Origin of the sequence: Streptomyces sp. NPDC001406, from assembly GCF_042895285.1 — a bacterium.
Classification (GTDB): domain Bacteria; phylum Actinomycetota; class Actinomycetes; order Streptomycetales; family Streptomycetaceae; genus Streptomyces.
In genome coordinates, this window is sequence record NZ_JBIAWG010000010.1 from 282,656 (window position 1) to 302,015 (window position 19,360).

The 19,360-nt window shown below is 69.5% G+C and carries 20 protein-coding genes; 6 read left to right on the forward strand and 14 right to left on the reverse strand.

Annotated features, from left to right (window positions below):
- Position 1: 1 nt before the first annotated feature.
- Entirely contained in the window at positions 2 to 457 is a 456-nt protein-coding gene (locus tag ACFY1J_RS25370; RefSeq protein ID WP_390710005.1) for a GNAT family N-acetyltransferase, read from the reverse strand.
- Positions 458 to 723: 266 nt separating this feature from the next.
- Between ACFY1J_RS25370 and ACFY1J_RS25375 the strand changes: the two genes are divergently transcribed.
- Positions 724 to 1,497, forward strand: coding sequence for a response regulator transcription factor (locus ACFY1J_RS25375; protein WP_363300299.1), 774 nt, complete (start codon positions 724 to 726; stop codon positions 1,495 to 1,497).
- Between the two features lie 111 nt (positions 1,498 to 1,608).
- On the opposite strand, the gene tamR is transcribed toward ACFY1J_RS25375, so the two are convergent.
- Positions 1,609 to 2,106: a MarR family transcriptional regulator TamR gene (tamR, locus tag ACFY1J_RS25380; RefSeq protein ID WP_390709890.1), complete on the reverse strand. Its 498-nt coding sequence runs from the start codon at positions 2,104 to 2,106 to the stop codon at positions 1,609 to 1,611.
- Positions 2,107 to 2,195: 89 nt separating this feature from the next.
- Here tamR and ACFY1J_RS25385 point away from each other — a divergent pair, with 89 nt between their 5' ends.
- Positions 2,196 to 3,008: a trans-aconitate 2-methyltransferase gene (locus ACFY1J_RS25385; protein ID WP_390709891.1), complete on the forward strand. Its 813-nt coding sequence runs from the start codon at positions 2,196 to 2,198 to the stop codon at positions 3,006 to 3,008.
- Positions 3,008 to 3,391, forward strand: a complete 384-nt coding sequence (locus ACFY1J_RS25390; RefSeq protein ID WP_390731989.1) for a glyoxalase — start codon at positions 3,008 to 3,010, stop codon at positions 3,389 to 3,391. Before ACFY1J_RS25385 ends, ACFY1J_RS25390 begins: the two co-directional genes overlap by 1 nt.
- On the opposite strand, the gene ACFY1J_RS25395 is transcribed toward ACFY1J_RS25390, so the two are convergent.
- The 3 genes from ACFY1J_RS25395 to ACFY1J_RS25405 all read right to left on the reverse strand — a co-directional run bounded on the left by ACFY1J_RS25395 (position 3,363) and on the right by ACFY1J_RS25405 (position 5,759).
- The gene (locus tag ACFY1J_RS25395; protein ID WP_390731990.1) at positions 3,363 to 3,977 is read right to left on the reverse strand and encodes a Uma2 family endonuclease; all 615 of its coding nucleotides are present in this window, start codon (positions 3,975 to 3,977) and stop codon (positions 3,363 to 3,365) included. The genes ACFY1J_RS25390 and ACFY1J_RS25395 overlap by 29 nt on opposite strands.
- A 106-nt stretch (positions 3,978 to 4,083) precedes the next feature.
- Positions 4,084 to 4,758 carry a TetR/AcrR family transcriptional regulator gene (locus ACFY1J_RS25400; RefSeq protein ID WP_263209629.1) on the reverse strand — a complete coding sequence of 225 codons (675 nt, stop codon included), beginning with the start codon at positions 4,756 to 4,758 and terminating at the stop codon, positions 4,084 to 4,086.
- The gene (locus tag ACFY1J_RS25405; RefSeq protein ID WP_390731991.1) at positions 4,755 to 5,759 is read right to left on the reverse strand and encodes an acyl-CoA desaturase; all 1,005 of its coding nucleotides are present in this window, start codon (positions 5,757 to 5,759) and stop codon (positions 4,755 to 4,757) included. The genes ACFY1J_RS25400 and ACFY1J_RS25405 overlap by 4 nt, the downstream gene beginning before the upstream one ends.
- Before the next feature lie 302 nt (positions 5,760 to 6,061).
- On the opposite strand from ACFY1J_RS25405, the gene ppc reads away from it, so the two are divergent.
- Complete coding sequence (gene ppc / locus ACFY1J_RS25410) at positions 6,062 to 8,794, forward strand: phosphoenolpyruvate carboxylase (RefSeq protein ID WP_390709895.1); 2,733 nt, start codon at positions 6,062 to 6,064, stop codon at positions 8,792 to 8,794.
- 64 nt (positions 8,795 to 8,858) lie between these two features.
- Here ppc and ACFY1J_RS25415 read toward each other — a convergent pair whose 3' ends face one another.
- The 7 genes from ACFY1J_RS25415 to ACFY1J_RS25445 all read right to left on the reverse strand — a co-directional run bounded on the left by ACFY1J_RS25415 (position 8,859) and on the right by ACFY1J_RS25445 (position 15,373).
- Entirely contained in the window at positions 8,859 to 9,557 is a 699-nt protein-coding gene (locus tag ACFY1J_RS25415; RefSeq protein ID WP_390731992.1) for an LPXTG cell wall anchor domain-containing protein, read from the reverse strand.
- Positions 9,558 to 9,680: 123 nt separating this feature from the next.
- Positions 9,681 to 10,184 (reverse strand): hypothetical protein, encoded by a 504-nt coding sequence (locus tag ACFY1J_RS25420; RefSeq protein WP_390709897.1) that lies wholly within the window; start codon positions 10,182 to 10,184, stop codon positions 9,681 to 9,683.
- Positions 10,185 to 10,236: 52 nt separating this feature from the next.
- The gene (gene pth / locus ACFY1J_RS25425; protein WP_363300290.1) at positions 10,237 to 10,839 is read right to left on the reverse strand and encodes an aminoacyl-tRNA hydrolase; all 603 of its coding nucleotides are present in this window, start codon (positions 10,837 to 10,839) and stop codon (positions 10,237 to 10,239) included.
- 108 nt (positions 10,840 to 10,947) lie between these two features.
- Complete coding sequence (locus tag ACFY1J_RS25430) at positions 10,948 to 11,544, reverse strand: 50S ribosomal protein L25/general stress protein Ctc (RefSeq protein ID WP_390709898.1); 597 nt, start codon at positions 11,542 to 11,544, stop codon at positions 10,948 to 10,950.
- Positions 11,545 to 11,736: 192 nt separating this feature from the next.
- On the reverse strand, positions 11,737 to 12,717 hold the full coding sequence (locus ACFY1J_RS25435; protein WP_390709899.1) for a ribose-phosphate diphosphokinase: 981 nt from the start codon (positions 12,715 to 12,717) through the stop codon (positions 11,737 to 11,739).
- Positions 12,718 to 12,850: 133 nt separating this feature from the next.
- Positions 12,851 to 14,299 (reverse strand): bifunctional UDP-N-acetylglucosamine diphosphorylase/glucosamine-1-phosphate N-acetyltransferase GlmU, encoded by a 1,449-nt coding sequence (gene glmU, locus ACFY1J_RS25440; RefSeq protein WP_390709900.1) that lies wholly within the window; start codon positions 14,297 to 14,299, stop codon positions 12,851 to 12,853.
- A gap of 216 nt (positions 14,300 to 14,515) precedes the next feature.
- Positions 14,516 to 15,373, reverse strand: a complete 858-nt coding sequence (locus ACFY1J_RS25445; RefSeq protein WP_390731993.1) for a hypothetical protein — start codon at positions 15,371 to 15,373, stop codon at positions 14,516 to 14,518.
- 166 nt (positions 15,374 to 15,539) lie between these two features.
- On the opposite strand from ACFY1J_RS25445, the gene ACFY1J_RS25450 reads away from it, so the two are divergent.
- Complete coding sequence (locus tag ACFY1J_RS25450) at positions 15,540 to 16,856, forward strand: sensor histidine kinase (RefSeq protein WP_390709902.1); 1,317 nt, start codon at positions 15,540 to 15,542, stop codon at positions 16,854 to 16,856.
- An 86-nt stretch (positions 16,857 to 16,942) separates the two neighbouring features.
- Here the strand turns inward: ACFY1J_RS25450 and ACFY1J_RS25455 are convergent, their stop codons facing one another.
- Together ACFY1J_RS25455 and ACFY1J_RS25460 are read right to left on the reverse strand one after the other, a co-directional pair.
- Positions 16,943 to 17,437: an SUKH-3 domain-containing protein gene (locus tag ACFY1J_RS25455; protein ID WP_390709903.1), complete on the reverse strand. Its 495-nt coding sequence runs from the start codon at positions 17,435 to 17,437 to the stop codon at positions 16,943 to 16,945.
- 92 nt (positions 17,438 to 17,529) lie between these two features.
- Positions 17,530 to 18,081 carry a YwqJ-related putative deaminase gene (locus tag ACFY1J_RS25460; protein WP_390709904.1) on the reverse strand — a complete coding sequence of 184 codons (552 nt, stop codon included), beginning with the start codon at positions 18,079 to 18,081 and terminating at the stop codon, positions 17,530 to 17,532.
- A gap of 288 nt (positions 18,082 to 18,369) precedes the next feature.
- Between ACFY1J_RS25460 and ACFY1J_RS25465 the strand changes: the two genes are divergently transcribed.
- A complete protein-coding gene (locus tag ACFY1J_RS25465; protein ID WP_390709905.1) occupies positions 18,370 to 19,359 on the forward strand; it encodes an SMI1/KNR4 family protein in 990 nt (329 codons plus the stop codon).
- Position 19,360: the final 1 nt, after the last annotated feature.

Sequence of the window (19,360 nt, forward strand, 5' to 3'; positions counted from 1 at the left end):
GTCAGCCCAGTTGCTTCGTCAGGGTGTACTCCGTGATCCCCGGTGGATAGTCGGGGATCACGCACACCACCTCGTAGCCCTGTTTCCGGTAGAAGTCCGGGGCCTGGAAGTCCCAGGTCTCCAGGCGGGCCGAGCGGCAGCCGCGGTCCTGGCGGGCGATGCGTTCCGCCTCCGCGAGCAGCCGGGAGCCCAGACCCGAGCCACGGTGGCGTTCGTCGACCCACAGGTAGGTGACGTGCAGCCAGGTCGTCCAGGTGTGGCCGACCAGTCCGCCCGCCTGCTCCCCGGTCCCGTCCAGGGCCCACACATGGAGCGGGGCTTCTCGTTCCGCCGGCGTGCCGCGCAGGGCGGCCAGCACGGGGGAGGCCGCCGTGTTGGTGTCCAGCAGCCGGGAACGGAGAAGATCGCGCCTCGCCTTGTCGACTTCTGCCTCAATACGAAACATGCGGCACACCATAAACGCGCTGGACAGCCAGTTCTGCAAATAACCTTCCGCTCCGGGCCCCCGGCCGTACCCTGATGAACAGCACCGGTGGGGGCCGGTGCCGATCAGGGGGCGAGACAGTCGGGTACGACGCCCGCGGTGGGGGTAGCAGTCTCTGCACGGCGGCGGCCGTGCGGTTTGCGTCACCCGTACTCGTGGGGGTCGTACCCGCGCCGGTCGGCGTTCTCCGGGCGATGGGGTCTCCCCTGCTCCTAGTGGAGCTTGGGGAAGGGGGTTACATGGTTCGCATCCGAGTCCTGGTCGTCGACGACCATCGCATTTTCGCCGAGTCGCTCGCCGCGGCCCTCGCCGCCGAGCCCGACGTCGACGTCTCCGCGGCCGGCAGCGGTCCGGCCGCACTGCGCTGCATGGAGCGGGCGGCCGCCGAGGGCCGCCGCTTCGACGTGCTGCTCGTCGACGCCGACCTGGGCGGCCATGTGCCCGGTGCGCGGCCGGCCGTGCCGGTGCAGGAGGGCAACGAGGAGGGGCTCGTCGACGGCATCTCGCTGGTCGCGGGCGTCCGTTCGGCACAGCCCGGCGTACGGACCGTCGTCCTCGCCGAGAAGGACGACCCCCGGCGCGCGGCCCTGGCCCTGCAGGCCGGTGCCTCGGGCTGGGTCGCCAAGGACTGCTCGCTGTCCCGGCTGCTCAACGTCATCCGCGGCGTCCTGCGCGACGAGACCCACCTCCCGCCCGCCCTGCTCACGGGAGTGCTGCGGGAGCTGACGGCCGCCCGCAAGCACCGCACCGAGAGCGAGCGGCTGGTGGAGTCCCTCACCCCGCGGGAGCGGGAGGTACTGCGCTGCATGGTCGCGGGCCTCGGCCGCAAGGCCGTCGCCGAGCGCCTGTTCCTCTCCCCGCACACCGTGCGCACCCATATGCAGAACGTCCTCGGCAAACTGGGCGTCCACTCCACCCTCGCCGCGGTCGCGCTCGCGCGCCGGGCCGGGGTGGGGCCGGTCGACCTGGGGCCTGCCGGGCGGATCAGGGCGGAGGAAACCAACAGCGCCTGATCGGCGCAGGCGAGCGGGGTCGTGGGGGTGCCCCCTGCTCGAGCGAAGCCGAGAGCTCGGGGGAGTGCGTGCCAGACCCCGCGTCTCCGGCATGATCCGCCCGGCAGGCCCTCAGCCGGGGATGTTGTCGAACGGGGCGGTCAACTGGCGGAGCAGTGCCGCCAGTTCGCCCCGCTGGGCGCGGGAGAGTTCCGCGAGGATCGCCCGCTCCTGGTCCAGCAGGCCCGCCAGTGCCTGGTCGGCGCGGTCGCGGCCTTCCTCCGTCAGGCGCACCAGCACCCCGCGCCGGTCACTGGGGTCGGGCAGTCGCTCGACCAGGCCCTTCTTCGTCAGGCGGTCGATGCGGTTCGTCATCGTGCCCGAGGTGACCAGGGTCTGGGTCAGCAGCTGTCCCGGCGAGAGCTGATACGGCGCCCCCGCGCGCCTGAGCGCGGTCAGCACGTCGAACTCCCAGGGCTCCAGTTGGTGCTCGGCGAAGGCCAGCCGACGCGCCCGGTCCAGGTGCCGGGCCAGCCTGCTCACCCGGCTCAGTACTTCGAGCGGTTCCACGTCGAGGTCCGGGCGCTCCCGGCGCCACGCAGCGACCAGCCGATCGACCTCGTCCTCCATGGCGATCAGTGTAGTGGTTGTGTCGACATGAAGTCTCTTGATTTCAAGTCTCTTGACATCGAGATATATCGGCGAGGAGAGTGGAGGACATGACGAAGCCGACCTGGGACCCCGGCCAGTACCTGCGTCACGCCGGTCACCGCGCCCGCCCCTTCACCGACCTCCTCGCCCGCATCCCCGACCTGCCGGGCACTCGGCCCCGCATCGCCGACCTGGGCTGCGGCCCCGGCAATGTCACCGCCCTGCTCGCCGAACGCTGGCCCGCCGCGCACATCACCGGCTACGACAGCTCGCCCGACATGCTCGACAAGGCCCACGTCGACCACGAGGGGCCCACCTCCGGCGGAGGCCGCCTGGACTTCGCCCACGCCGACGTACGGACCTGGACGCCCGGGGAGCCGTACGACCTGATCGTCAGCAACGCCACCCTGCACTGGGTGCCCGGCCACGCCGACCGCTTCGCCGACTGGATCGGCGCCCTCGAACCGGGCGGCACCTTCGCCTTCCAGGTCCCCGACAACATCGACGCCCCGCTGCACGCCCTGATGCGCGAGCTCGCGGCCACGCCCCGCTGGAAGGCCCGCCTCGCCGACGTCCTGCGCCACGAGGACTCCGTCCACGCCCCCGGCGTCTACCTCGACCGGCTCGCCCGCCTCGGCTGCGCCACCGACGTGTGGCAGACCACGTACTTCCACGTCCTGCGGGGCGAGGACCCCGTCCTCGACTGGGTCAAGGGGACGGGACTGCGGCCCGCCCTCACCGTCCTCGCGGACGACCCGGAGGCCCGGGACGCGTTCGTCACCGCATACCGGGACCTGCTGCGGGAGGCGTACCCGAGCCAGGAGTACGGCACCGTGCTCCCGTTCCGCCGGCTGTTCGCCGTCGCCCTCAAGGAGGGCTGATGCTCGCCGCTGTCGACCACGTCCAGCTCGCCGCCCCGCCCGGCTCCGAGGACCTGCTGCGGGCGTACTACGTCGGTGTCCTCGGCATGACGGAACTCCCCAAACCGCCGGCGCTCGCGGCCCGCGGCGGCTGCTGGTTCGAGGCCGGCTCCGTCCAGCTCCACCTGGGCATCGAGCAGGACTTCCGGCCCGCGAAGAAGGCCCACCCGGGGCTGCGGGTGACGGACATCGAGGCGTACGCGGCCCGGCTGGCCGCGGGTGCGGCACCGGTGACCTGGGACGACAACCTCCCCGGCCACCGCCGCTTCTATTCGGAGGATCCGGTGGGGAACCGGCTGGAGTTCCTGGAGCCGCTCAGAGCTCGTCGAGCGCGCCCGAAGTGATGTCGATTTCGATGTCGAACGGTGCAGAGAGTTCGAGCTTGTCGTGGTGGATACCAGTGAGCGCGTAGGCCTTGTTGACCGGGTCCAGCTCATAGGTCCTGACCACTGGGTGCTGATTCCCCTCGGCCATCTCGACCAGCCAGAAGTGCGGGATACCGGCGGCCGCGTATTTCGTGGGCTTGCTGTCACGGTCCCGGGCTTCGGAGTCCGGGGAGACGACCTCAACAGCAAGGACGAGGTCCTCGGAGTGATACCGGGTCTGCTCGCGTCCGGTGAAGGCATCCGCACGCACGACACTGATGTCGGGTTCAGGTGCGTTGCGGTGATCGAGGACGACGGTCATCTCGCGACGCACCTTCAGACCACTGGGGACGGCACGGCGCAGGCCGGCTACCAGCAGGTCGATCACGATGCTGTGGAAATCCCGCTGCGGACTCACGAAGACCAAGCTCCCGTCAAACAACTCGGTGTGCGGCGGGAGGTCCGGCAGTGTGAACAGATCGTCGACCGTGAAGCCATCGGGCGGCGGCACGGGCAGGTGGATGCCGGGCTCGGCGTCGTGTGCGCTGCTCGGCTCGGCAGTCATGGTGATTCCTCCCATGAGCGGTGTTCAGCGGCCTGATACCCACGCTAGCCGCCGGGACCGACAAAGGTCATCACATCGGGTGATCAGCACCCCGCGCCGGACACCGCTAACTCTTGCGGTGCCCGATCAACCGCGGCTTCGGCTCCAGCCCGTCCAGCCCGTGCCACGCGAGATTCACCAGGTGGGCGGCGACTTCCGCCTTCTTCGGGCGGCGCACGTCCAGCCACCACTGACCGGTCAGCGCCACCATCCCGACCAGCGCCTGGGCATACAGCGGCGCCAGCTTCGGGTCGAAGCCGCGGGACTTGAACTCGCGGCCCAGGATGTCCTCCACCTGGGTCGCGATGTCCGAGATCAGCGACGCGAAGGAACCCGTCGACTGGGGGATCGGAGAGTCACGGACCAGGATGCGGAAGCCGTCCGTGTACTCCTCGATGTAGTCCAGCAGCGCGAACGCCGCCTGCTCGCACAGCTCGCGGGGATGGCCGGCCGTCAGGCTGCTCGTCACCATGTCGAGCAGCCGGCGCATCTCGCGGTCCACCACCACCGCGTACAGCCCCTCCTTGCCGCCGAAGTGCTCGTACACCACCGGCTTGGAGACCCCGGCCTTCGCCGCGATCTCCTCCACCGACGTGCCCTCGAAGCCCTTCGCCGCGAAGAGGGTGCGACCGATCTCGAGCAACTGCTGGCGGCGCTCGGCACCGGTCATCCGGGTCCGGCGCGCTCGCCGCGGCTTTTCGGTGCTGGGGGTGCTGGAGTCGGTCGCCACGGCGTCAATCATGCCGCCTTCGCGGCCTTGGCCCCCCGCCGAGAGCCGTCTTCCCCGGTGTTACGGCGCGAATCGATACGCGAGCGTGACGGCCAGCGCACGTCGTACGCCCAGCCGAACATCTCAAACCAGCGGATGATCCGCGCCGACGAGTCCAGCTGACCCCGCTCCACACCGTGCCGCGCCGAGGTCTGGTCGGCGTGGTGCAGGTTGTGCCAGGACTCGCCGCACGACAGGACCGCCAGCCACCACACGTTCCCCGAGCGGTCGCGCGACTTGAACGGCCGCTTGCCCACCGCGTGACAGATCGAGTTGATCGACCACGTCACATGGTGCAGCAGAGCCACCCGCACGAGTGACCCCCAGAAGAACGCCGTGAACGCGCCCCACCAGGACATCGTCACCAGGCCGCCGATCAGTGGCGGCAGGGCAAGGGAGAGCACCGTCCAGTAGACGAACTGACGGGAGATCGTCCGGATCGCCGGGTCCTTGATCAGATCCGGCGCGTACTTCTCCTGCGACGTCTGCTCCTCGTCGAACATCCAGCCGATGTGCGCCCACCACAGGCCCTTGACCAGCGCCGGGACGGTCTCGCCGTACCGCCACGGGGAGTGCGGGTCACCCTCCGCGTCGGAGAACTTGTGGTGCTTGCGATGGTCGGCCACCCAGCGCACCAGGGGACCCTCGACCGCCAGCGACCCCATGATCGCCAGAGCGATCCGCAGGGGCCGCTTGGCCTTGAACGAACCGTGGGTGAAATAGCGGTGGAAACCGATCGTGATGCCGTGGCAGCCCAGGAAGTAGAAGAACACCAGCAGGCTCAGATCCAGCCAGCTCACCCCCCAGCCCCACGCCAGCGGCACCGCGGCCACCAGCGCGAGGAACGGCACGGTGATGAACAGCAACAGCGTGATCTGCTCGATCGAACGCTTCTGCTCACCGCCCAGCGTGGCGGAGGGGATTGCGTCGGTCGCCTGCGGGGCGTCATCGATCACATCGGAACTCGTGGTCATGGGCGTCCCCTGTGGGGTCGAGGGTGAAGGGGGGGGTGCCGGGTCGCGGCGACCTAGTGGGACTGTACCCAGACTTCCCTACGGTTCCGTAACCTACGGCGACGTAAGTATGGCAGCGCGGTGTCCGGCGGCAAGAGCCCGTGAGCCAGCGCGTCCACATGGACACCTATCCTTGGAGTCGGTCGGACAGCGCGGTCCGCTCTGTTTCTTCCCGGATGTCCGGGCCGTACGCGGCAGCTGCCGCGCGGCAGACACCCGGGTTCCCTCCCGGACGAGCTTCAACACTGCAAGGAGCCGCACCTGTGAGCAGTGCCGACGACCAGACCACCACGACCAGCAGTGAGCTGCGCGCCGACATCAGGCGACTGGGCGACCTCCTCGGCGAGTCCCTCGTCCGGCAGGAGGGCCCCGAGCTGCTCGAACTCGTCGAGAAGGTCCGCCGCCTCACCCGCGAGGACGGAGAGGCCGCCGCCGAGCTGCTGCGCGGCACCGAACTGGAGACCGCCGCCAAGCTGGTCCGCGCCTTCTCCACCTACTTCCACCTGGCCAACGTCACCGAGCAGGTCCACCGCGGCCGCGAGCTGCGCGCCCGGCGCGCCGCCGAGGGCGGCCTCCTCGCCCGCACCGCCGACCGCCTCAAGGACGCCGACCCCGAACACCTGCGGCAGACCGTCCAGCACCTCAACGTCCGCCCCGTGTTCACCGCACACCCCACCGAGGCCGCCCGCCGCTCGGTCCTCAACAAGCTCCGGCGCATCGCCGCACTCCTGGAGGCCCCGGTCATCGAGGCCGACCGCCGCCGCCACGACACCCGCCTGGCCGAGAACATCGACCTCGTCTGGCAGACCGACGAGCTGCGCGTCGTACGCCCCGAACCCGCCGACGAGGCCCGCAACGCGATCTACTACCTCGACGAACTCCACGCCAACGCCGTCGGCGACGTCCTGGAAGACCTCACCGCCGAGCTGGAGCGCGTCGGCGTCAGGCTCCCCGACGACACCCGGCCGCTGACCTTCGGCACCTGGATCGGCGGCGACCGCGACGGCAACCCCAATGTCACCCCCGCCGTGACCTGGGAAGTCCTCATCCTCCAGCACGAACACGGCATCAACGACGCCACGGAGATGATCGACGAGCTGCGCGGCCTGCTCTCCCAGTCCATCCGCTACACCGGCGCCACCGAGGAACTCCTGGAGTCCCTGCGCACCGACCTGGACCTCCTGCCCGAGATCAGCCCCCGCTACAAGCGCCTGAACGCCGAGGAGCCCTACCGGCTCAAGGCCACCTGCATCCGCCAGAAGCTCGCCAACACCAAGCAGCGCCTGGCCAAGGACACCCCCCACCAGCCGGGCCGCGACTACCTCGGCACCGGCGAACTCCTCGCCGACCTGCGCATCCTCCAGACCTCCCTGCGCGAACACCGCGGCGGCCTGTTCGCCGACGGCCGGCTCGCCCGCATCATCCGCACCCTGGCCGCCTTCGGCCTCCAGCTCGCCACCATGGACGTCCGCGAACACGCCGACGCCCACCACCACGCCCTCGGCCAGCTCTTCGACCGCCTCGGCGAGGAATCCTGGCGCTACGCCGACATGCCCCGCGAGTACCGGGCCCGGCTCCTCGCCAAGGAACTGCGCTCCCGCAGGCCCCTCGCTCCCACCCCGGCCCCCGTCGACGCGGCCGGCGAGAAGACCCTCGGCGTGTTCCAGACGGTCAAGAAGGCCCTGGAGGTCTTCGGACCCGAGGTCATCGAGTCCTACATCATCTCCATGTGCCAGGGCGCCGACGACGTCTTCGCCGCCGCCGTCCTCGCCCGCGAGGCCGGCCTCGTCGACCTGCACGCCGGCTGGGCCAGGATCGGCATCGTCCCCCTCCTGGAGACCACCGACGAGCTCAAGGCCGCCGACACCATCCTCGAAGACATGCTCTCCGACCCGTCCTACCGGCGCCTGGTCGCGCTGCGCGGCGACGTCCAGGAGGTCATGCTCGGCTACTCCGACTCCTCCAAGTTCGGCGGCATCACCACCAGCCAGTGGGAGATCCACCGCGCCCAGCGCCGCCTGCGCGACGTCGCCCACCGCTACGGCGTCCGGCTGCGCCTCTTCCACGGCCGCGGCGGCACCGTCGGCCGCGGCGGCGGCCCCTCCCACGACGCCATCCTCGCCCAGCCCTGGGGCACCCTGGAGGGCGAGATCAAGGTGACCGAGCAGGGCGAGGTCATCTCCGACAAGTACCTCATCCCCTCCCTCGCCCGGGAGAACCTGGAACTGACCGTCGCGGCCACCCTCCAGGCCTCCGCCCTGCACACCGCGCCCCGCCAGTCGGTCGAGGCCCTGGCCCGCTGGGACGCCGCCATGGACGTCGTCTCGGACGCCGCCCACGACGCCTACCGGCGCCTGGTCGAGGACCCCGACCTGCCCGCGTACTTCTTCGCCTCCACCCCGGTCGACCAGCTCGCCGACCTCCACCTGGGCTCCCGCCCCTCCCGGCGGCCCGACTCCGGCGCCGGACTGGACGGCCTGCGCGCCATCCCCTGGGTGTTCGGCTGGACCCAGTCCCGGCAGATCGTCCCCGGCTGGTTCGGCGTCGGCTCCGGGCTGAAGGCGCTGCGCGAAGCGGGGCTGGACACGGTGCTCGACGAGATGCACGAGCAGTGGCACTTCTTCCGCAACTTCATCTCCAACGTGGAGATGACCCTGGCCAAGACCGACCTGCGCATCGCCGAGCACTACGTCGACACCCTCGTCCCCGACGAGCTCCGGCACGTGTTCGACACCATCCGCACCGAACACGAACTGACCGTCTCCGAGGTCCTCCGCATCACCGGCGAGAAGGAACTCCTCGACGCCACACCGGTGCTGAGGCAGACCTTCAGCATCCGTGACGCCTACCTGGACCCGATCTCCTACCTCCAGGTCACCCTGCTCAAGCGCCAGCGCGACGCCGCGGCCAGAGGCGAACAGCCCGACCCGCTGCTGTCGAGGGCCCTTCTCCTCACCGTCAACGGCGTGGCCGCGGGCCTGCGCAACACCGGCTGACGGCCGACGACATGGGTGTGCCCCCGTGCTTCACGCGAAGCACGGGGGCACACCCATGCGGGCATCAGCCCCGGACGGCCTTCCGGCGCCGGAACACGAGGTAACCGCCCGCGCCGACCAGCGCGGCCGCGACACCCGACAGCAGACCCACCGGCGCGCCGTTGCCCGTCTCGGCCAGACCGCCCGAGCCACCGCCCTGCTCGGACGACGACGGCGACGCGACCGGCGCCGTCGACTCGCCACCGCCCGCCGACTCGCTCGCAGACGCGCTCGGGGACGCGGAACCCGACGGGCTCGCCGACTCACTCGCGGAGGAACTCGGGGACGCGGACGGCGTCGTACCGCCGCCCTCGGAGTCCGCGCAGTCCGTCCAGAACACCTTGTGTTTGGCCGCGCCCTTCTCGCCGTCGAAGTTCCAGAACAGCTTGTAGTGCCCGTCGGGCAGCGACAGGTCCTCGGTACGGCCGTGTCCCTCGCCGTCCAGGGTGATGGCACCGGACTTCACGGTCTCGCCCTTCGGGGCGGCCGTCGGAGCCCACGCCTCGATGTGCCAGTCGACCTCCTGCACCCCGTCGAAACCGAAGGCGTCCAGGTAGAACGTGCAGACGTGCGGTTCGTTGCGGCGCAACTCCTCGCCCGTCTTGGCATCGTGGATCTTCACTGTGCCGTTGTCACCCGGAGCGGTGGCGTAGGCGGAAGGGGCGGCGAACAGCGCGGCCGCCGCGACGGCGCACACGGCGCCGGCGCGAGTGAGGGTACGCATGGGGCAGTCCATCTTCGAGTTACGGACGGGAAGATGTGGAGGGGGCGGCTCAGCATCCAGCCCCGACTGACCCGCGGTCAATCACGAACACACAACACTCGGATTCCACTGGGCACACCGGGCTCAGAGCGCCAGGAAGGCCGCAGTCAGCAGCACGGCCCCCGACCCCGCCAGCACCCACGCCGGCCGCGTCAGCCGCAGCCCGCCCGCCACGACGACCGAGGCGAGCAGCAGAGCCCCGCCCAGCGGAACCCACGCATACAGGATCCCCGCCGGCCCCGACCGTACGACATCATCCGTACCGGGCTTCACGATGACGGCGTACGTCTGTCCCTTGCGCACCGCCACCGGCTCCTGGATGAAGACACGGTTCCGCGCCGTCGCACCCGGCGAGACCGGCGTGAAGGGCCCCGAACACGTGTCCCGGTCGCACTGGGTCACCCTGATCGTGCCGTGCTCCCGGCCCTTCGTCAGCATCACGTGCTGCGCGGTCCCCCAGGAACCCCACACACCCGCGATCAGGATCAGCACGGCGACCGCACCCATCACCGCGAACCGCCCGAACCGCACCGCGGCGGCCGAGGCCTCACGGGAAGAGATGGCAATGGCAGGCATGGCCGGGATCATTGGCCATGCCCGTCCGATCGGTCAACTCCCGCCCGCCCCACAGCCGGACAAGTCAGGAGTTGTACGAGCTTTGCGCCCGCTCCAGTCCCTCGATCACCAGACACTCCACCGCGTCCGCCGCCCGGTCCACGAAGTAGTCCAGCTCCTTGCGCTCCGCCGACGAGAAGTCCTTCAGCACGAAGTCGGCCACCTGCATGCGACCCGGAGGCCGCCCGATCCCGAACCGCACCCGGTGATAGTCCGCACCCATCGCCTTCGTCATCGACTTCAGCCCGTTGTGCCCGTTGTCCCCGCCGCCCAGCTTCAGCCGCAGGGTCCCGTAGTCGATGTCCAGCTCGTCGTGCACCGCCACGATGTTCGCCACCGGCACCTTGTAGAAGTCCCGCAGCGCATTCACCGGACCGCCCGACAGGTTCATGTACGACATGGGCTTCGCCAGGATCACCCGCCGGCTCGCCGGACCGGGCGGGCCGATCCGCCCCTCCACGACCTGAGCCTGCGCCTTCCCGGCACGCTTGAACTTCCCCCCGATCCGCTCGGCCAGCAGATCGGCCACCATGAAGCCGACGTTGTGCCGGTTCATGGCGTAGTCGGGACCGGGATTGCCCAGGCCTACGACCAGCCAGGGGGCATTGGCGGGGGTGGTCACGTCCATGTCTCCTTGATACGCGTCGACACGCGTCCTCGATAAGTCCTTGATACACGCGACAGCCGCTGCCCCCCGGCCGGGAACAGCGGCTGACACGAACGACCACCGCGAGGATCAGGCCTCGGCGGCCTCTTCGCCCTCGCCCTCGCCCTCGGCCGCGGCCTCCTCGGCCTGCGCGGCCAGGACCTGGAGAACGACCGCGTCCTCGTCGACGGCCAGCGTCACACCGGACGGCAGGACGATGTCCTTGGCGAGGACCGAGGCACCGGCCTCCAGACCCTCGACCGACACCGTCACGCCCTCGGGGATGTGCGTGGCCTCGGCCTCGACCGGCAGCGCGTTCAGGACGTGCTCCAGCAGGTTGCCACCGGCGGCCAGCTCACCCTCCGCGTGCACCGGAATCTCGACCGTGACCTTCTCGCCCCGCTTGACCAGCAGCAGGTCGACGTGCTCCAGGAAACCCTTGATCGGGTCGCGCTGCACGGACTTCGGGATCGCCAGCTCGTTGGACTTGCCGTCGATGTCCAGGGAGATCAGGACGTTCGGCGTACGCAGCGCCAGCAGCAGGTCGTGGCCCGGAAGGGTCAGGTGCAGCGGGTCGGAACCGTGGCCGTACAGCACACCGGGAACCTTCGACTCACGGCGGATACGACGGGCGGCACCCTTGCCGAACTCGGTACGGGTCTCGGCGGAGATCTTGACCTCGGACATGATCACTCCTCGTAGAAGTAGATACGGACGTGGTCACCCGGCCACGAACGGCCTGCTACGAAGAGCGCGTCGATAACGGACCGCCGTACCCCGTCACAGAACGGGAACGGCCTCCCTCGCCGAGCAACTGAAACAGTCTACTCGGCGCGGGAGGCCGCAGAAAAATCGATCAACCTCGAAGGCGAACAGAGATCACTGCTCGTCGAACAGGCTCGTCACCGAACCGTCCTCGAACACCTCACGCACCGCACTCGCGATCGTCGGCGCGATCGACAGCACCGTCAGCTTGTCCAGATCCCGGCTCAGCTCACCCGGCGTCGGCAGCGTGTTCGTGAACACGAACTCACTCACCCGAGAGTTCTTCAGCCGGTCCGCCGCCGGACCCGACAGCACACCGTGCGTCGCCGTCACGATGACATCCTCCGCACCGTGCGCGAACAGGGCGTCCGCCGCCGCACAGATCGTGCCACCGGTGTCGATCATGTCGTCCACCAGCACACACACCCGGCCCCGGACCTCACCCACGACCTCGTGGACGGTCACCTGGTTCGCCACGTCCTTGTCACGCCGCTTGTGCACGATCGCCAGCGGCGCACCCAGACGGTCGCACCAGCGGTCCGCCACCCGCACACGGCCCGCGTCCGGGGACACCACCGTCAGCTTGTCCCGGTCCACCTTCCGACCCACGTAGTCCGCGAGCAGCGGCAGCGCGAACAGGTGATCCACCGGCCCGTCGAAGAAACCCTGGATCTGGTCGGTGTGCAGATCCACGGTCAGGATGCGGTGGGCACCCGCCGTCTTCATCAGATCCGCGATCAGACGCGCCGAGATCGGCTCACGACCACGGTGCTTCTTGTCCTGCCGGGCATAACCGTAGAACGGCACGATCACCGTGATCGAACGGGCCGACGCACGCTTCAGCGCGTCGATCATGATCAGCTGCTCCATGATCCACTGGTTGATCGGAGCCGTGTGGCTCTGGATCACGAAGCAGTCCGCACCACGCGCCGACTCCTGATAACGCACATAGATCTCGCCATTGGCGAAGTCGAAGGCCTTCGTCGGGACGACCCCGACACCCAGCTGCTGGGCGACCTCCTCGGCAAGCTCGGGGTGGGCGCGGCCGGAGAAGAACATCATCTTCTTCTCGCCGGTCGTCTTGATCCCGGTCACAGCACTGTCTCCTCAGAGGTGTCTCAGCTGGGTGTCGAGCGACCTCTCGGCTGGGCGTGAGAGGCCGACTCAGCTGGTGGGGTGCGGGTATGCACTTATCACGGTACGCCGTGTTCGGCGGACCCGTTTCCGGTCAGTCCTCGCCGCCGCGCTGCCGGGAGGCCGCCTCCGCCGCCTTCGCGGCCGCGCTCCCCGGACGCTTCCGGGCCACCCAACCCTCGATATTCCGCTGCTGACCGCGGGCCACGGCCAGCGAACCGGGCGGCACATCCTTGGTGATCACCGAGCCCGCGGCGGTGTACGCACCGTCCCCGACCGTGACGGGAGCCACAAACATATTGTCCGAACCCGTACGGCAGTGCGACCCGATCGTCGTGTGGTGCTTGTCCTGCCCGTCGTAGTTCACGAACACACTCGCGGCACCGATGTTCGAGTGGTCACCGATGGTCGCGTCCCCGACATACGAGAGATGCGGAACCTTGGTCCCCTCCCCGATCGAGGCGTTCTTCGTCTCCACATACGTACCCACCTTGGACTTCAGCCCCAGACGGGTACCGGGTCGGAGATACGCGAACGGCCCCACACTGGCCTGCGGCCCGATGTGCGCCCGGTCGGCCACCGTGTTGTCCACCCGCGCGCCCGCGCCCACCTGCGTGTCCGTGAGCCGGCTGTTGGGCCCGACCTCCGCGCCCTCGCCGAGATGCGTCGAACCCTGGAGCTGGGTGCCAGGGTGGACGAGAACGTCCTGCTCGAACGACACGGTCACATCCACCCACGTCGACGCCGGGTCCACGACCGTCACACCGGCCAGCATCGCGCGCTCCAGCAGCCGGTCGTTGAGGATCCGGCGCGCCTCCGCGAGCTGCACACGGTTGTTGATCCCGGCGATCTCACGGTGATCAGCGGCGACCGAGGCCCCCACGCGATGCCCGGCCTCCCGCAGAATCCCGAGGACGTCCGTCAGATACTCCTCGCCCTGGCTGTTGTCCGTCCGTACCTTCCCCAGCGCGTCGGCCAGGAGCTGCCCGTCGAAGGCGAAGACCCCGGAGTTGATCTCACGGATCGCGCGCTGCGACCCGTCGGCGTCCTTGTGCTCGACGATCGCGGTCACGGCACCGGAGGCGTCGTCGCGGACGATACGGCCGTAGCCGGTCGCGTCCGGGACCTCGGCGGTCAGCACGGTGACGGCGTTGCCGTCCGCGTGATGGGTCGCGGCGAGCGTCCGCAGCGTCTCGCCGCTGAGCAGCGGGGTGTCTCCGCAGACGACGACCACGGTTCCGTCGACGGTCCCGCCGAGCTCCTCCAGAGCCATCCGTACGGCGTGTCCGGTGCCGTTCTGCTGGTCCTGCACGGCGGTCCGCACCTGCGGGTCGATGCCGCCGAGGTGCTCGGTGACCTTCTCGCGGGCGTGTCCCACGACGACGACCAGCTCGTGCGGGTTCAACTCGCGGGCGGCGGCGAGCACATGACCGACCAGGGAACGGCCGCAGATCTCGTGCAGGACCTTCGGTGTGGCCGACTTCATACGGGTGCCCTCACCCGCTGCAAGAACGACGACGGCTGCCGGGCGAATGGCGCTCACGGGGTTGCCCTTCGGCTTTGGATGGGTGGGGGTGGACATCCGCAGGATACCGGGGCGTTTCGGGGGAGACATGGGAGCGGGCCCTGCCAGCGCTGGCAGGGCCCGCATGTACGCAGCTCCCCCATCAGGATTTGAACCTGAACTTAAGGGACCAAAACCCTCAGTGCTGCCTGATTACACCATGGGGGATGAAACTCGACTAAACCGGACATTTGGTCAGGTTGCCGAGTCGGCACCCAACACTATGCCGTACCAAGACCCTTCGATGCGACGGTACAAGTCGGCGCCCTTCAGGACTTTGATCACCAGGCAGCCCCGGTAGGTGTCCCCCACGTTCTTGCGGACCGTCTTGGGGTTGTGCTTCTTGAGAGTCGTCTTGTTGAAGGCGGAGGCGTCGGCGCCGACCAGGTCGGCCCAGTACCGTTCGGCACCCGAAACATCGGCATTCTCATGGATCATGACGGTGTAACGCAGGCGTGCCCGCTCGACGCCGAGCAGGTCGAGCCAGGCGAGGTAGACCTTGATCACCCCCGGGTCGCTGTTGACGAAGGTGACGTTCTCGCGGCGGTCGTACGGCTTGTCCTTGCTGCCCTCGGCCCAATAGAGACCGACGCCCACGAGGAACAGTTCGCGGGCTGACAGGTCGCCGATCGACTGCTTGGCCTCGTCCTTGCTTCGCCGGCGCTCTTCGTCGCGGATGCGGAGCTTCGCCTCCCAGCCCTTCCTGGCGATGGCTGCCGCCTCTTCAGGGCTGCGCTTGCGCTCGGGCCTCGGCAGATCCCGCACCCACAATGAAACCGAGCTCCGCGAACACCCCAGCTCCGCCTCGATCTGGTCGTACGTCCAGCCCTGCCTGCGCAGGTCCCGCGCCCTCTCCCGCATGTCGTCCTTCGCCCGCGGGCGTTTCGTCCGCTCCGGGGGCGGCTCCCCCTTCACCAACTGGTTGAGGATGTCGTTGTTGAAGATCTTCAGCTCGTCGCGGATCTGCCGAAGGCTGTAGCCCCGGCGCCGCAGCGCGACCGCCCGCTCCCGTAGCCCCTCGAAGTCGGTGTACTTGCCGTGTGAATGTGCCATGTGCATACCGTCCGGCCGGAATGGTCGGTTCCGGGGCCGAACGGGCGTGGTTCAGTAGTTCGAGGGATACCGGGGGGTTTCGCAGTTATTCGATTACGGAGTGTGGTGTAGGCCAGTAGGCGAAACTCACCGGAAAAGCTCACCCCACCGCCCGTAGGCTGGACGCATGACCACGACGGGGGAAGAGCGCGCCACGGCCCTGACCGGCCCGTGGTGGTGGGCGAGGTGGCGCAGCGCGGTACTCGACGGGAGTCTCGCGCTGGTGTCCGCGTTGGAGTGTGCGGCGGAGGGCATCCCCTTCGCCCGCGACGCGGGTATCCCGGTGTCGGTCGGGATCGTGTTCGGTCTGCTGGCCGGTTCGGTGCTGTTGCTGCGGCGGAAGTGGCCGATCGCGGTCGTGTTGGTGGCCATTGCGATTACGCCCGCCCAGATGGGTTTCCTGATGGGCATCGTCGGCCTGTACACGTTGGCCGCGGCGGAGCTGCCGCGGCGGATCATCGCGGCGCTGGCGGGGATGTCCCTCGTCGGGACGATGATCGTGACGTTCGTGCGGGTGCGCCAGGACATGGCGCGGGGTGATCTGACCCTCGGGGACTGGTTCGTGCCGTTCGCCTCGATCACCACGTCGCTCGGGCTGACCGCGCCGCCTGTGCTGCTGGGGCTGTATGTGGGTGCCCGGCGCCGGCTCATGGAGAGTCTGCGGGAGCGGGCGGACAGTCTTGAGAGGGAGCTGCAGCTGCTCGCGGAGCGGGCGGAGGAGCGCGCGGAGTGGGCGCGGAACGAGGAGCGGACGCGTATCGCCCGCGAGATGCATGACGTGGTGGCGCATCGGGTGAGCCTGATGGTGGTGCATGCGGCCGCGTTGCAGGCGGTGGCCCGGAAGGATCCAGAGAAGGCCGTGAGGAACGCGGTGCTGGTCGGGGACATGGGCCGGCAGGCGTTGACGGAGTTGCGGGAGATGCTGGGGGTGCTGCGGTCCGGGGACGGTGCGCAGCGGCGGGCGGCGTCGTCGGTGCCGCCGGCCTCGGTCGGGGTGCCGGTGGCGGAGGCCCAATCCCTTGTCGATGAGGACGACGCTGTGGTGGAGGGGCCCTACCTGGCGGAGCTGGACGTGCTGATCGGGCAGTCGGCGGCGGCGGGGATGGTGGTGGATCTGTCGGTCGAGGGTGATGCGCGGTCGTATGCGCGGGCGGTCGAGCAGACGGCGTACCGGGTGGTGCAGGAGGCGTTGACGAACGTCCACAAGCATGCGGCGGGTGCGAAGACGCACGTACGGCTGGCGCACCGGGTGTCGGAGATCGCGATGCAGGTGGAGAACGAGCCGCCGCCGGAGTTGTCGTCGGCGTCGGCGGCGCGGTTGCCGTCCGGTGGCAATGGTCTGCTCGGGATGCGGGAGCGGGTCATGGCGCTGGGCGGCGTGTTCGTGTCCGGGCCGACCGATGCGGGGGGCTTTCGGGTGTCGGCGGTGATTCCGGCGGTGTAGGCGCGCGGCGGGCGGGGGTGCCGCGCGGGGAGGCCGGGCGGGTGCCGGTGGGTGCCGGTGGGTGCCGGTGGGTGCCGGTGGGTGGTTCAGCCGGACGTGAGCCGTACGGGTTCGATGCCCGCGATGAGCGCCGACAGGGCGTGGTCGATGTCGGGGCCGAGGTACCAGTCGCCGGTGTGGTCGAGCGTGTAGACGCGGCCTTCGGCGTCGATGGCGAGGAGGGAGTGGGTCTCGGTCTCCTCGCCGAGGGGGCACAGCTCGGTGTCGAGGGCGCGGCCGAGGTCGCCGAGGGTGCGGGCGAGGTGGAGGCCGTGCAGCGGGTCGAGGTCGAGGGCGGCGGGGGCGATCTGGCGGCCGGGACCTGCCGGGGTGATGGTGAGGCCGCCGAATTCGGCCCAGGCTTCGACGGCCGCGGGGAAGACGGTGTGCCGGTGTCCGGCGGGTGAGGTGTGTTCGCGGAGGGTGTCGGCCCAGACCTCGGCCTGCTTGATGTCCCAGCGTCCGGGTTGCCAGCCGGCGGCGCGCAGTGCGGCGTCGATGGGTACGGGGAAGCGGGTCGTTGAGGTGCGGTCGGTGTGCATCTGCCCTTCGATCGTCGAGTTCGCTGCGGGGTGCGCGTGCTTGTGTGTGGGTTTTGTGCCTTGGTGGCCCCGTGTGATGTGGGTCCGGGGGTTCAGTTGCCGTCTGTCGTGGGGTCGACGATGCGGACGCCGAAGTGGGCGCTGAGCGCGGTGCAGGCGCGGCAGGGTGCGGCGAAGCTGCCGTGGAGGGGGTCGCCGTCCTCGCGTATCCGGCGGGCGGTGAGTTTGGCCTGCTTGAGGGCTCTGCGGGCCTCGCCGTTGGTCATCGGCTTGCGGGCGGCGCGCTTGCTGCGGGCGGCGTCGGCGGTGGCGATGTGGCGGGATATGAGGAGGGTTTCGGCGCAGCGGCCGGTGAAGCAGTCGCGCTGGGTGCTGGTGAGGGTGTCGAGGAAGTCCTGGACGAGGGGGTGGAGGGGAGGGGGTTCGTCGCCGCGGGCGGCGGTGGCGGTGAGGGTGGCGCCGCGGACGGAGAGGGCGGCGGCGACGGTGGGCGTGATGCCGTCGCGGCGGTGCAGGAGGGCGGGGGCGTGTGGGGTTTCGGCGTGGCTCCAGCCGATGCGTGGGTCGCCCGAGGCGTGGTTGTGCCTGCCGCTGGTGCGGGTGTCCGTGGGTGGTCCCGTCTGCGTCGCATTCATGATCATCATCCCTTCCGGGCGTCCCCCGAAGGTCACAGAGTGCCAAATGCCGTGGCTGGTGCGGAAGCTGGGGCGGCGCGACACGCCCGGGTTTGGGCAGGCTGTCACGGCAGGGTGACGGCTGGTCACGGAAGTGGAGGCCCGGTGACCGGTGTCCGTGTACCGCATAGGCTGTCGGCACCGCGATGCTCGCGGTCAACGTGTCGTAGACGTTGCAGAGACAGTCGAATACGGACCGTCGCGTGCCACATACGGTGCGGTTTCGGTTCGTACAGAGTGCCGCAGGGGGCAACCGCCATGACGACAGGTCGGCTCGGGCAGCAAGCCGCGCCGCCGAACGCGGCCTATGCCGGGCAGGTCGTGCATTTCCCGGATCCGGTCCGGGCGGCACGTCACCCGAGAGGGGTACGTATCGATGAGCACGGTTACCCCGACTTCTCGCCCTACGCGCGCGCGGCCGCGGAGATCGCCGAACCGCCCGAGGGGTTCGGCGTCGACGAGTTGCGGCTGACGGACTATGTGTCGGCGAACGCGGCGTTGTCGGCGTCGGGGCACGATCTGTGGGACACGGTGCCGGAGGTGGCGACGCCGCACGGCTGGACGTGGCATCACGTGGTCGGTTCGCGGCGGCTGGAGCTGGTTCCGGTCGAGGTGAAGGCGTTGCTGCGGCACCACGCCGGTCTGGCGACGGCGCGGGTGGACCACGGCAAGCGGGGGACGCGGCCGTTGCAGGAGACGCGTCCTGCGCATGTCGGGCTGCCGAAGTCGGGTGTCGCGGTGACGGAGCAGCAGGTGCAGGGGGTCGAGGAGGACCTGGGGTACCGGCTGCCGGGTGCGTACCGCTCCTTCCTCAAGGCGGCGGGCGGATGCGCGCCGGTGGGCACGGCGCTGGACGCGGAGCTGGGTCTGCTGGTGGACCAGCCGTTCTTCACGGTGCGGGACGAGGCCGCGGTCAATGACCTGGTCTATGTGAACAAGTGCCTGCGTGACCATCTGACGAAGGATTACCTGGGTGTGGCCTTCGTGCAGGGCGGGTTGCTCGCGGTGAAGGTGAAGGGCGAGCGGCTCGGTTCGGTGTGGTTCTGCGCGTACGACGATGCGCGGGACGTGGATCCTTCGTGGCCCCCGGCGGAGCGCGTGGAGCGGTTGCTGCTGCCGTGCGGTGACGACTTCGACGCGTTCCTGTCCCGGCTGGCGGGCAGCCCGCCGGAGTTGGAGACGGTGGCGAACCTGATGGTGGACGGCGGTTTCGCACATGCCGTTCCGGTCTCTTCCATGGGGGAGTGAG